Consider the following 13,500-nt stretch of genomic DNA (forward strand, 5'->3'; position numbering starts at 1 on the left):
TGATGGAACGCCGTATGAGGGGAAACCCTCACGTACGGTGTGAATGGGGGGAAAAGCTGGAGATGATTTCAAAGGCTTACCTATCCATATCAAATATGCTCCAAGAAACAATTTTACAGCTTGTGAAAACAGGTGAAGAACTAGATGGAAATCTCTTTATGGTAGGAGACGTTAAGCAAAGTATCTATCGCTTCCGTTTAGCAGAGCCTAAGCTCTTTATGCGCAAATATGGGGAATTTATGGAGACGCCTGATACGACTGGTATGCGCATTGATTTAAATGCAAACTTCCGAAGTCGGAAAGAGGTATTAAACGCTACAAACTATATTTTTGCACAGATTATGGGTGAGCGTGTTGGGGAAATTTTGTATGATGAAAAGGCTTCATTAAAACCAGCGGCACCTTATGATGATAGAGAGATGCCTGTAGAGCTTGTTATTATGCATCCCCCTTTGGAAGAGGAGCTGGAAGAAGAGTCAGAGAATAGTACAACGGAAGAAGCCTCAGAGCTAGAAGAATTAAAAAATTCACAGTATGAGGCTCGATTTATTATTGATCGTATTCGTCAGATGAAGGAGGATGGAACGACTGTTTTCGATACCAAAACAAAGACTGAACGTCCGTTAAAATATAGTGATATTGTGATTTTAATGCGCTCTATGACTTGGTCAACTGATTTGGTGGAGGAATTTAAGCTTGCTGGAATTCCACTCTATGCAGAGTCCTCTAAAGGTTATTTTGATGCGTTAGAGGTTATGATTATGCTGAATGTACTGAAGGTCGTCGATAATCCCTATCAGGATATTCCATTAGCCTCTGTACTCCGTGCTCCTTTTGTTGGCTTAACCGAAAATGAGTTGGCGAAAATTCGATTAGCGGATACAAAGGCTCCATTTTATGATGCATTAAGGCAATTTATTCGTAGTGAAGGGCATGGTGTACAATCTGTCACATTTGAGAAGCTTCAACGTTTTATGCTGGCATTTGAAAACTGGCGAGATTTAGCACGACGTGGCTCACTATCTGATTTAATTTGGAAGATTTACTTAGATACGCATTATTATGAGATGGTTGGTGCTATGCCGAATGGCAAACAACGTCAGGCTAATCTACGAATTTTACATGATCGTGCTTTAATGTATGAGAAAACTGCTTTTAGAGGGTTATTTCGTTTTTTACGCTTTATTGATCGAATGCGTACACGTGGCGATGACTTAGGAACAGCCAAATCGATTGGAGAAAAAGATGATGTTGTGCGTCTCGTTACGATTCACTCTTCAAAGGGATTAGAGTATCCAGTAGTGTTCGTTGCTGGGATGGGCAGACCATTTAATAAAATGGATTTCCATCTTCCTTATTTATTCGATCAAGATTTTGGTCTTGCTGTAAAAGCAATTGATCCAGACAATCGTATTATGTATACATCCTTACCATTTTTAGCGTTGAAGGAGAAAAAGGAGCTTGAAATGCGTGCGGAGGAAATGCGCGTATTATACGTAGCGATGACACGTGCAAAGGAGCGGTTAATCTTAATAGGCTCAGTTAAAAATTGGCGTAAAACATGTGACAATTGGCAGGATGCACAAAGTCTATCCTTGGATGCCCCATTGCAGGAGTATTTACGCGCAAGGGCAAATAGCTACTTTGATTGGGTAGGCCCTGCTGTTGCAAGACATGCTAATTTTGCATCCATTACTACAACATCGTATCAACCATTGGATGATGTCTCTCATTGGTGGATACGTCCGATTAAAACTAGTCATTATATGTACGATATACATGCGATAGAAAATGAGGGGCAACAATTATTTGAAACGCCAGAAGATGAAGCCATGCTGACAACAATTACGACACGCTTTCAAGCACAGTATCCTTTTCAAAAATCCACACGGAAGCGTTCGAAAACATCTGTCAGTGAAATAAAACGTTTGGAAAATTTACAACGGCAAGATGAGCCTGAATATTATTTTACTTTACCTTCTAAGCAGCAATCGACATCTGTTGCACCAAGACCGTCCTTTTTACAGCACCAACAGCTCACAGGTGCAGAAATAGGAACAGCCATTCATACGGTTATGCAGCACATACCTCAAAATGGTTTTCTGAATATCCAAGAGGTACAGGAGTTTGTTGCTGATTTAGTAACAAGACAGCTGCTGACGGAGCCTGAGGGTCAAGTGGTTTCGGCAGAAAAAATATTTAATTTCTTTACAACTGAGATTGGACAGCGCTTTAAAAAAGCACGACAACTCAGAAGAGAAATGCCGTTTACCATTAGTAGAGTAGATGAAGATGGGGATGCCCAAATTGTACAAGGTATAATTGATTGCTTATTTGAGGATGAGAATGGTAATTGGGTGTTACTAGATTATAAGACAGACCGTATTCAATCACATTTTGCAAAGGAGCCTGCGTTATCAAAGGAATTATTAGGACGATATGGTGTTCAGCTTAAAGTTTATAGTGAAGCGATTGAATCCATTCTTCAGATCCGAATCAGTGATAAGGTATTATACTTATTTGATATTGAACGATCCATACATGCATAAACAAGTCCATTGTAGTGAACAGAGCTAGCGGCTCTGTCTCACTACAGTGTAAAAAGAAAGAGGAGGTTATGTTGTGGATTTCAAACCGACAATGTTGCAGGAACGTATTGCAACATTAGATATTTTACGTGGTATTAGCTTGTTAGGAATCTTACTAGTTAATATGTTTGCTTTTTATTTACCGATGCCCTATATTGACCTGGCATCATGGTTTACAACACCATCAGATATTGTTTGGCAGCAAAATCTAGATATATATGTACAAAGCAGCTTTTATCCCCTATTTGCAATGCTATTTGGCTATGGTCTGGCTATGCAATGGCAAAAAGCACAGAGTCGTCAGCAAAACTTTTATACGATAGGACTGCGACGACTTTCGGTCTTATTTTTATTTGGACTGTTTCATGCTTTGTTAATCTGGTGGGGTGATATTTTAATGATGTACGCTTTTTGTGGCGTGTTTTTATTACTATTACTGCGTTTTCAGTCAGTTTGGTTAGTGACAATTAGTGCGATCATTTTTGGTGTTTTCCAAGCTTTTATGTTATTCGTTGTTGGGTTCATTCATTTTGATACAAAAGTGGATGAGTATTTAGATATCACATCAGTTGAGCAGGCAATAACGGCTTATGGTACGGGGAATTGGGTAGATGCCTTTATGCAGCGTTTAACTGATTTATCGATTCAAGCAGGAATTGGGATGTGGTTTGTCTCCTTATTTACAATTTTACCATATATGTTATTAGGTGCGGCAGCGTCCAAATGGCGTTTAGTGGAAAGGGCAAGGGAACTTAAATGGCTATGGTTGACGTTAGCGATAAGTGGGTTGGCAATTGGTATTTTTGTGAAGAGTTTACCTGCTATGTTTACACGTACGTATCTTTTTGATTACTTAAAGGTATACATAGGTGGCCCGATTTTATCTATCGGTTATATAGGACTTATTGTATTACTTTGCTTACTTCCTGTTGTTCCAAAGCTACTGAGCCCTTTTGCAAAAATTGGGCGAATGTCGTTAACAATGTACATACTTCAATCGGTTATTGGAACGATATTATTTTATCAATTTGGATTTGGCTGGTATGGGAAGGTAAGTGTTGCTACGGGTGTGTTAATTGCATTAGGGATAATTATTGTGGAAATGATACTAGCAGAAATTTGGCTAACGAAATGGAAACAAGGTCCTTTAGAAGCGATTTGGCGTAAATTAACATATAAAATAAAATTGAATGAAAGTTAAGTATTTTCTGCTTCAATAGCATAAAGTATGAAGAATTAACAACAATAAAAATTGTTATCTCAAAAGTAAGGCAATTTCTATCATATTGTTGTATTATGTAGAAAAAAGAAGGAGCTCTTTAAATCATGAAAATTTTATCGTTTAAATTAGGTGGACATGTTAGTTTTGGACCGAAAGTAAAAAAAGAAGAAGCGGTATGGGATGTGCTCGCTATTCAAAATGAACTTCAAGTTCTCCCTTCTTTTTCAAGTTCAATCGTGGATGGCATTGCGTTAGGCTTTGATTTCGTTGAACAGATTCGTAAATTAGTAGAAGCGGCTGAAAAATCAGATCGTGCAGAAAGCTTTAAACGTGAATTTACAGTGATAGAATGGTTGTCGCCAATTCCACGTACACCAAAAAATATTATGTGTGTTGGTAAAAACTATGATGAACATGCAAAAGAAATGGGTGCAGAGGCAGCACCAACAGATCTAATGATATTTACAAAATCTCCAACGGCAATTGCGGCAGATGGTCAAACAATTTCAATTCATGCAGATCTTTCTTCAAAACTAGATTATGAAGGTGAGCTTGCAATTGTTATTGGTAAACGTGGTAAAAATATACCGAAAAACTTAGCGTATGATTATGTATTTGGCTACACAATTGCTAACGATATTACAGCTCGTGATTTACAAGAAAAACATAAGCAATTTTTCTTAGGAAAAAGCTTAGATGGAACTTGTCCACTTGGACCATACCTTGTGACAAAAGATGAAATTCCAAATCCACAAGATTTAACAGTTGTCACAAAAGTGAATGATGAAGTACGTCAAAATGGCTCGACAAAGGATATGATGTTCTCTGTAGAAGCACTAGTATCCATTTTATCTCAACATGTAACATTAGAGCCAGGCGATGTTATTTTAACAGGTACGCCAGCTGGTGTTGGTAAAGGCATGAATCCACCGCAATTTTTAAAAACAGGAGATACTGTAAAAGTATCAATTCAAGGCATTGGAACATTAGTAAATCATTTTGAATAAATTTTTCGAATCCGCGTGAGTTTTTGCTCCGCGGATTTTTAAGTATATTATGTGAACACTATTGTAATGTTTGAAACCCTTTCCATCACATGATAGGATAGAATTTGATAGAAAAAAGAATATGAGGTGAAAGAAAATGAGTTTTTTAATAAGAACAGATTTGCATATTACAACTTGGGTGGTTGCTATTGTCATTTTTTTAATTGCTTCATTTATGGGCAATAAGTCAAAGGGCTTACATATGACATTACGTTTATTCTACATTTTAATTATCATTACTGGACTCATACTATTTAATGAGGGAAGAAGTTTTGGCATGGGTATGCTTTATGGCTTTAAATTCCTTGGTGGTATTTTAGTAATTGGTATGATGGAAATGGTATTAGTTCGCCAAAAGAAAAATAAATCAACAGTTATGTTCTGGATTTTATTTGCTATATTCCTATTCATCACATTGTTCCTAGGCTTTAAGCTGCCAATGGGTCAAGATTTCTTAGCATAATCCTTGTAAAAGTCGTGAAGTTTTCGCTTCCCGGCTTTTATTTTTTGTAGAATGGTTATAGAGCATTGTAGCTGAGAAATTACTTGGATAGAGCGGTAGCCAACTCAGGTTGCCGAAAAATTACTCGTAATGAATGAACAGCTCAGATATATCGAAGAAATGCTCGGGTAGAGAGGAAAACAGCTCTGGTATGTTGAAGAAATGCTCGGGTAGAGTGGAAAACAGCTCTGGTATGTTGATGAAACGCTCGGGTAGAGAGGGAAACAGCTCAGGTATATCGAAGAAACGCTCGGGTAGAGAGGAAAACTGCTCAGCTTCCCCAATAATGGGCATCAAAAGGAAAAGTTGACACCTTTTTGCCGTAATTCATTTTGCATTTTCGGAAAATATTTTGAAATGATAGCGACTTGACTGTTTTATTTGGTAAAATGACGATGGATTGGTTTGAAAGAGAGGGAATGAAAGTGAGATTCAAAAAGTGGATAAGTGCAACAGCTGCAACGCTTTTACTAGCAACTTCATTCATAAGTGCAACACCAACTGCACATGCTGATGAAGTGTCGACAAGAACGATTGCAGAAGAAAGCATCTATGATTTACTCGTTGACCGTTTCTTTAATAGTTCGGGCACTAACGATTTTGATACAAATACGCAAGACCCTTCAAAGTTTGCAGGCGGTGATTTTGCAGGTCTACAAAATAAGCTGAATTTCATTGGCGAAATGGGCTATACGATTGTTTCTATTGGTCCTATTTTTTCTACAGAGAAATATGATGGCTCAATGCCAACAAGCTACTCGACTATCGAGCGTCATTTTGGGACATCTGAAGAATTTCAAAGTATTATAGAAGCCTATAAAGCTAAAAATATGGCTATTATGGTTGATTTTCCACTCAACAATGTAAGTCCAAATCATGAATGGGCAAAAGATTCTGCAAAACAAAATTGGATTGTTTCTACAAATAATGGGCAAGTACAGTGGGACTTAACCAACAAAGAGGTGCAAGATGCACTTATTAAATCAGCAACAGACTTTGTCTCTACATATGATATTGGCGGAATTCGTCTAACAAATATTGCAGACGCTGACACAGCATTTATCAATGATGTAATTAAAGCATTAAAAGATGCGAAAAAGTCTCTCTATGTTATTTCAAATGAAGCAAGCGATGCCAATTTTGATGCAAGCTTTTCACCAGAAACAGCCGATATCTACCGTAATATTTTTAAAAATGTTGATATGGATTCCTCCAAGCTGATGGAGCCTTTTACTGGTGAGAAACCAACACAAATTATGGTGGATGCGTTAGAAACACATCGTTTTACATTCGATTCTGCAAATGAAAATATGTTCCCACCGACTCGATTAAAAATGGCGATGGGTGCTCTATTTATGCTACCAGGAATTCCAGTTGTGCAGTATGGTACAGAAATTGCAATGAACGGTGAAGCGAAGCCAGATACACATCAAATCTTCAACTTTAAAACAGATGAAGAACTCATTGATTATATTAAAAATGTCCAATCATTACGCAATAAATCTGCTACTTTACGTAAAGGTGATTTTGAAATCATCACGAATGAAAATGGTTTACTAGTGTTCACACGTACATCTGATGAAGAGAAGTGGGTCATCATGGTCAACAATACGGGGAAAACACAGCGTGTGGATTTAACACCAGCCCAGCTAGGCGAAGGTAAAATGCTAAATGGTATTTTACATGAGGAAAAAGTCCGTATTAATGAAAAGGATGTTTATCCAGTTATTTTAGATCGTGAAATGGTGGAAATTTATCAGGTTAAAAATGATGAAGGATTCAATATACCTTATATGATAGCACTTGGATTAGTATGGGTAATATTTATAGGGTTTGTCTTCGTAATCATTAAACGAGGTAAAGTACGACGTCAGGAACAGGACGCATAATTATAAAAATGTAAGCCCCTCTACATATTTTTCAGTGTAGAGGGGTTTTTGTCTTAAGCACGATAGCTTTTATTCGTAAAGAAGATAGCGATTGTACCTGGCCCTACGTGGGAGCCAATAGCTGAACCAATCATTGTTACTTGTATTTCTTTAGGTGAAAATCTTTCTTGAATGGCGTCTTTTACGTCGCTTGCAAAGGCAGCATCATCACTATGGCTAATACCAACAACTTTCTCAGAGAATTTTTCACCCCGCTCTTGCATTAATTCTAACATGCGAGCAATTGCTTTTTTACGTCCACGCGATTTTTCAATGGGTACAAGCTTACCATCTTCTACATTTAAAATAGGCTTAATACTAAGGAGTCCCCCTAAAAATGCACTTGCCTTTGATACACGCCCACCTTTGGCTAGATAGTCTAAATCCTCAACTGTAAAAAGATGCTCTATTTGAGGGGCTAGGGCAGTAATTCTAGCTTCGATGTCCTCAAATGAAGCTCCTAAGTTTCGAAGACGAACCGCTTCTTCGACCACGAGCCCATGACCCAATGAAGCACATTTAGAATCAATGATTGCCAATTTAAGTGATGGATATTGCTCTAGTACTTGATTGCGAATCATGACAGCAGTACTATAGGTTCCAGATAGTTCTGATGAAAAGGCGATATAAATACCTTCCTCCTCATTTTTTGCTAGATTTTCAAAGTGCTTCAGAAAAAGCTCTGGTGATACTTGAGATGTTTTTGGGCGAGCACCTTGACGAATAGCATTGTAAATCTCTTTTGAATCAATTGACATGACATCATCATATTCATTGTTGTTCAAATGCACTCGTAATGGCAGAAGAACGATATCATTCTCTTCATAGTAAGACTTTGGCAGATCACATCCGCTGTCAGTAAATATCTTCATCATTTTGTCCCCCTACATTCATTTTTCACTTCTTTGATATAAGTTACACTAGTATTTTTATAAATAGACTAACATTGAGGTCTATACAGTACATGTTTGTGTGAAAAACTCTCTGAATAAAATTTTAAAACTTACTAACTATGATAATTTTAAGCGTTCAATGAGTATTTTAGCAATACCGTCATCATTATTGGATGTTGTGATTTCATTGGCGATATTTTTTAAAGATGCAATCCCATTACCCATTGCTACACCTATTCCAGCATATTCAATCATTTCTAAGTCATTATCTTCATCACCGAATGCGATAATCCGATCGCGTGGTATCCCTAAGTCCTTTGCGACGTGTGCAATTCCTACTGCTTTATTTAAGCCTCGTCGAACAATCTCAATAATATGAAGTGGCGCACCCCAGCGACGATGCTCAATAACCTCTGCATGTACAGCCTGCAAATGATCACGTATAATCATCGAGTTTACTTCATTTGCTTGAATCAGAAGGCTTGTTGGATTTTCCGATAAATGGATATAGAGATCGCCAAGCGTAATTTTTGGATTCCCCATATTAAATATATTTAATATCCGTTCATCCTCTGTATGCACGTAAATATCATCCTTCACTTCAGCAATAATATTTTCGTATTCATAGGTATTGATCGAATCAACGACATCATGTACAACTCCTAAATCGATTGGCGTATGCACAGTCTGCCATGCAGCATTTTTGGGATGATGGACGTAAGCACCATTAAAATTTACGATAGGTGTTGTCAGGCCAAGCTCATGATAGTAGATATCACTTGCTCGATATGGTCGACCTGTAGCAATCATAACCTGGTGACCCTGTTCCTTTGCCTGCAATAATGTTTTTTTCGTTTTTGCTGAAATTTGCTGTTGATCAGTTAATAAAGTACCGTCTAAATCTAAAACGATTAAATGAGGTTTCATAGCTCGTTGCCCCTTTCCTATAGTTTGAATAGTATCGCTTTGTTATCCATTCGTCAAAATTTTGTCACAGTGAAAAAAGTTTGCTAACATAAAGAAGAGACAAAAGTTGGGAGTGACAAAAATGATTGTAGAAAAAGAAGTGTGGGGGAATATTCCGTTATTGCATATACATAATGATCAAATGAATGAAGAAACCCCCGTCGTAATTTTCTTACATGGCTTTATGAGTGCGAAAGAACATAACTTACATTATGCATATCAGTTAGTAAATAAAGGGGTGCGTGTCCTCTTACCGGATGCTAAATTTCATGGTGATCGTAGTGAGGGTCTTAATGAGATGCAAATGAACAACCATTTTTGGGATATTGTTTTAAATTCTATTCATGAGATTGAACAATTATATAATGGATTAAAGAATAAACATTTATTAGTCCATGATAAAATTGGTATTGCTGGTACATCGATGGGGGGTATTGTCACTTCTGGCTGCTTAAAGCGATATGGGTGGATACAAACTGCAGCAGTATGTATGGGAGCACCAGGCTTTGTAAAATTAGGTGAATACCAGTTACAGCAGTTTGCTAAAAGTGGAGTGCAATGGCAAATGTCAGAGAAAGAAATACAGCAGGCTAATGAGCTTCTTGCCACTTATGATGTCACACTAACACCAGAAAAATTTGCGTGTCGTCCAGTGCTATTTTGGCATGGGGAAATGGATAAAACAGTCCCTTTTAAAGAAACGTATGATTTTTATTTATCTTTACGCAAATACTATGAAACGAACCCTGAAGACCTAAAATTTATTGCAGATAAAAAAGCAGGACATGCTGTGTCTCGAGAAGGTATGTTAGCAGCAACTGAATGGCTTGCACAGCATTTGGCATAATAAGATGCATCTGCTATGATAAAGTTAACACTATGATGAAAGGAGAAATAAAATGGATCAAGATATGAAAGATAGCATGTTAGGTGCATTAGAGAATGTAATTGACCCTGAGCTTGGTATTGATATTGTCAACTTAGGTTTAGTATATGATGTAGAATTAGATGATGAGGGTGCTGCAACTGTTACAATGACATTAACTTCTATGGGGTGTCCGCTTGGACCGGTCATTGTGGACCAAGTTAATACAGCCCTAGGTGAACTTCCAGAAGTAAAGTCAACAAATGTTAACATTGTATGGAATCCACCTTGGTCAAAAGATAAAATGTCACGCTATGCCAAAATGGCTTTAGGTGTCAGATAGTATTAATAAATCCCCGCTTATAACGGTAAGCGGGGATTTAACATGTAACGAATTAATCGATACGGCATATTTGCAATGGACAATTCTCACAGGCAATTTCATCCTTTAAAAATTGTAAATCGTGTATGGTTATATAGCCTTTATCAAAAGATAAAATATGATGCTTTTTTAAATCATTGAGCATACGATTAATCATTTCTCGGCTCGTGCCACACAAATTTGCAATTTCTGTATTGGTTAAAGGGCAATCGATAAAAATAGTGTCATCTTCTAAAGGTTTGCCATAGGTATTCGAAAGTCGAATTAGGGTTGAAAATAAAGCGCCTTTTTTACCATTTAACACTAAATCGCGTAAACGACTTTGATGCTTTAAATTTTCTGCCTGTAGCCACTTCATATATTCCACCATAAGGGTAGGTTGTTCTACTAATAGGAGCTCTAACGATTTGCGGCTTAAAACATATAGTGTAGAAGGCTCTAAAACCTTTGCCGTCATAGAATTATAGGATAGATTACAAAATAATGAACCCTCTCCAATAATACTGTCAGGACCACATATCCGAATGGTTAATTCCTTACCGCTTTCCGTTTCTTGGCTAATTGACACAACTCCTGTTTTAATATAGTAGATTTCCTTCGCACGTTCACCCTCTAAAAAAATTTTATTCCCTTTATTCACTTTGATAAATACTCCGTGCTTTTGAAAAAGCTCATGAATTTTCTCATGCATATTATCCATTAATACCATATCTTCAACACATCGCTTTCTTTTTGTAATAATTGGCTATTATCACAAAAGAATGGTGAATTTCGATACTAAAACTAAGAAACATACTATTATTATAACGTAAATTCCCATTTTTAAGTGTAAATTTTTAGTGCTTTTTCTTTGCCATGTTTTGTCGGGTCATGTAAAATAAAGTTAGTCAAAAAAGGTCAAACATTTTTAGAGTAAAAAGAAGGGTATAGAAATTTGAAAAGGAGTGCTAAATATGCAGTTTCAACAAACAGATAACAAAAAGCCATTAGAACAGTTTGGACGAAATTTAATTGAAGAAGTGAAAAACGGTAAAATGGATCCTGTTATTGGCCGTGATGAGGAAATTCGCAATGTTATTCGTATTTTAACGCGTAAAACCAAAAATAACCCTGTATTGATTGGAGAACCTGGCGTTGGTAAGACAGCTATTGTTGAGGGATTAGCTCAACGAATTGTAAAAGGAGATGTACCTGAGGGGTTAAAAGAATGCGTCTTATATGAGCTTGATATGAGTGCTCTTATAGCTGGGGCAAGTTATCGAGGCCAATTTGAAGAGCGTTTGAAGGGCGTTCTGAAGGAAGTAAAGGAATCAGAAGGACGGATTATTTTATTTATTGATGAAATTCATACCATTGTAGGTGCTGGGAAAACGGATGGGGCAATGGATGCTGGAAATATGCTGAAACCAATGCTTGCACGAGGTGAGCTTCATTGTATCGGTGCTACAACATTAGACGAATATCGAATGTATATTGAAAAAGATCCAGCTTTAGAGCGACGCTTCCAACAAGTACTTGTACGTGAGCCTTCGATAGAAGATACAGTTTCTATTTTACGTGGTCTTAAGGAGCGCTTTGAGCTACACCATGCGGTACGTATCCATGACCGTGCCATTGTAGCGGCGGCGGAGCTCTCAAATCGTTATATTACAGAGCGTTTCCTTCCTGATAAAGCCATTGATTTAATTGATGAAGCATGTGCCATGATTCGAACTGAAATAGATTCTATGCCTCAGGAATTGGATGCAGTGACACGTCGTATCATGCAGCTTGAGATTGAGGAGCAAGCACTGCGAAAAGAAAAAGATGAGGCAAGTAAAAAGCGCTTAGAGCAGTTGCGAGGGGAGTTAAAAAAGCTTAAGGAATCCTCAGAGGGTATGCGTAAACAATGGGAAGCAGAAAAAAAAGCTTTACATGGTATTCAAAAGAAACGTGAAACACTAGATAAATATCGCCGTGATTTAGATGAGGCGGAAAGCAAATATGATTTAAACAAAGCTGCTGAATTACGTCATGGGAAAATACCTACTTTGGAAAAAGAAATTCAAGAAATGGAAAAACAATTAGAGAGTGGTACGGAATCACGTATCTTACGTGAAGAAGTAACATCTGATGAAATTGCATCTATTGTTTCTCGGTGGACAGGTATACCCGTAACGAAATTAGTGGAGGGTGAGCGTGAAAAGTTATTGCGCTTAAAAGACACATTGCATGAGCGTGTCGTTGGACAAGATAATGCTGTTCAGCTTGTTACAGAAGCGGTATGGCGTGCTAGAGCAGGTATCAAGGACCCAAATCGTCCAATTGGTAGCTTTTTATTCCTTGGGCCAACAGGTGTTGGTAAAACCGAGCTTGCCAAAGCATTAGCGGCACAGTTGTTTGATTCGGAAGAACATTTTATTCGTATTGATATGAGTGAATATATGGAGAAACATAGTGTATCTCGACTTGTAGGTGCACCTCCAGGTTATGTTGGTTATGAGGAAGGAGGACAATTAACAGAGGCTGTTCGCCGTAACCCATATTCTGTTGTCCTACTAGATGAAATTGAAAAAGCACACCCAGATGTAGCAAATATTTTATTGCAAATTTTAGATGATGGTCGCATTACAGATAGCCAAGGTCGTATGGTCAACTTTACAAACACTGTAGTGATTTTAACATCTAATATTGGCTCTAGCTATTTAATGGAGGCGAGAGAGGGAGATACCGTTGAAGATTTAGTGATGACAGCATTGCATCAGCACTTTAAACCAGAGCTGTTAAATCGTATGGATGATATCATTATGTTCCACGTGCTTTCAGATGAACATTTCACTGCCATTGCTTGGAAATATGTGGAACAGCTAGTCAAACGAGTGGCAGAGCAGGAAATTACTTTACAGGTGGATCAAGAAGTAATTGACTGGGTTGTCCAACAGGGCGCAGATGCACAATTTGGTGCAAGACCATTAAAACGTTTCGTTCAACGTTATATCGAAACTGCTGTAGCGAAGGAATTACTGCGTGGTGAGGTACTACCAGGAGAAACATTGCATATTCGAATGCATGATGGCCAATGTGTCGTTGAAAAATAAACAAGAAAAAACCTGTTTCATTTTACGTGAA

10 protein-coding genes and 1 pseudogene are annotated in these 13,500 nt (G+C 37.6%); 8 read left to right on the plus strand and 3 right to left on the minus strand.

What is annotated here, in order from left to right; genetic code table 11:
- Positions 1–89: 89 nt before the first annotated feature.
- The 5 genes and pseudogenes from addA to AC1RNS_RS14080 all read left to right on the plus strand — a co-directional run.
- Positions 90–2,549, plus strand: a pseudogene (gene addA, locus AC1RNS_RS14060) (helicase-exonuclease AddAB subunit AddA); the annotation flags it as partial.
- Positions 2,550–2,622: 73 nt separating this feature from the next.
- Positions 2,623–3,789 (plus strand): DUF418 domain-containing protein, encoded by a 1,167-nt coding sequence (locus AC1RNS_RS14065; RefSeq protein WP_492993515.1) that lies wholly within the window; start codon positions 2,623–2,625, stop codon positions 3,787–3,789.
- Positions 3,790–3,914: 125 nt separating this feature from the next.
- On the plus strand, positions 3,915–4,817 hold the full coding sequence (locus AC1RNS_RS14070) for a fumarylacetoacetate hydrolase family protein (RefSeq protein ID WP_492993517.1): 903 nt from the start codon (positions 3,915–3,917) through the stop codon (positions 4,815–4,817).
- A gap of 136 nt (positions 4,818–4,953) precedes the next feature.
- Positions 4,954–5,319, plus strand: a complete 366-nt coding sequence (locus AC1RNS_RS14075; protein ID WP_427538623.1) for a YisL family protein — start codon at positions 4,954–4,956, stop codon at positions 5,317–5,319.
- A 458-nt stretch (positions 5,320–5,777) separates the two neighbouring features.
- Positions 5,778–7,247, plus strand: a complete 1,470-nt coding sequence (locus AC1RNS_RS14080; protein WP_492993557.1) for an alpha-amylase family glycosyl hydrolase — start codon at positions 5,778–5,780, stop codon at positions 7,245–7,247.
- 53 nt (positions 7,248–7,300) lie between these two features.
- Here the strand turns inward: AC1RNS_RS14080 and AC1RNS_RS14085 are convergent, their stop codons facing one another.
- Positions 7,301–8,158 (minus strand): DegV family protein, encoded by an 858-nt coding sequence (locus tag AC1RNS_RS14085; RefSeq protein ID WP_492993519.1) that lies wholly within the window; start codon positions 8,156–8,158, stop codon positions 7,301–7,303.
- Positions 8,159–8,296: 138 nt separating this feature from the next.
- A complete protein-coding gene (locus AC1RNS_RS14090) occupies positions 8,297–9,106 on the minus strand; it encodes a Cof-type HAD-IIB family hydrolase (protein ID WP_492993520.1) in 810 nt (269 codons plus the stop codon).
- A 121-nt stretch (positions 9,107–9,227) separates the two neighbouring features.
- On the opposite strand from AC1RNS_RS14090, the gene AC1RNS_RS14095 reads away from it, so the two are divergent.
- Positions 9,228–9,992 carry a prolyl oligopeptidase family serine peptidase gene (locus AC1RNS_RS14095; protein WP_492993522.1) on the plus strand — a complete coding sequence of 255 codons (765 nt, stop codon included), beginning with the start codon at positions 9,228–9,230 and terminating at the stop codon, positions 9,990–9,992.
- A gap of 52 nt (positions 9,993–10,044) precedes the next feature.
- Positions 10,045–10,353 (plus strand): metal-sulfur cluster assembly factor, encoded by a 309-nt coding sequence (locus AC1RNS_RS14100; RefSeq protein WP_427538611.1) that lies wholly within the window; start codon positions 10,045–10,047, stop codon positions 10,351–10,353.
- 52 nt (positions 10,354–10,405) lie between these two features.
- On the opposite strand, the gene AC1RNS_RS14105 is transcribed toward AC1RNS_RS14100, so the two are convergent.
- The gene (locus AC1RNS_RS14105) at positions 10,406–11,092 is read right to left on the minus strand and encodes a Crp/Fnr family transcriptional regulator (RefSeq protein WP_492993558.1); all 687 of its coding nucleotides are present in this window, start codon (positions 11,090–11,092) and stop codon (positions 10,406–10,408) included.
- 253 nt (positions 11,093–11,345) lie between these two features.
- On the opposite strand from AC1RNS_RS14105, the gene AC1RNS_RS14110 reads away from it, so the two are divergent.
- Positions 11,346–13,469: an ATP-dependent Clp protease ATP-binding subunit gene (locus AC1RNS_RS14110; protein WP_492993523.1), complete on the plus strand. Its 2,124-nt coding sequence runs from the start codon at positions 11,346–11,348 to the stop codon at positions 13,467–13,469.
- Positions 13,470–13,500: the final 31 nt, after the last annotated feature.

Source organism: Lysinibacillus sp. GW821-FHT14F06 (assembly GCF_058803665.1).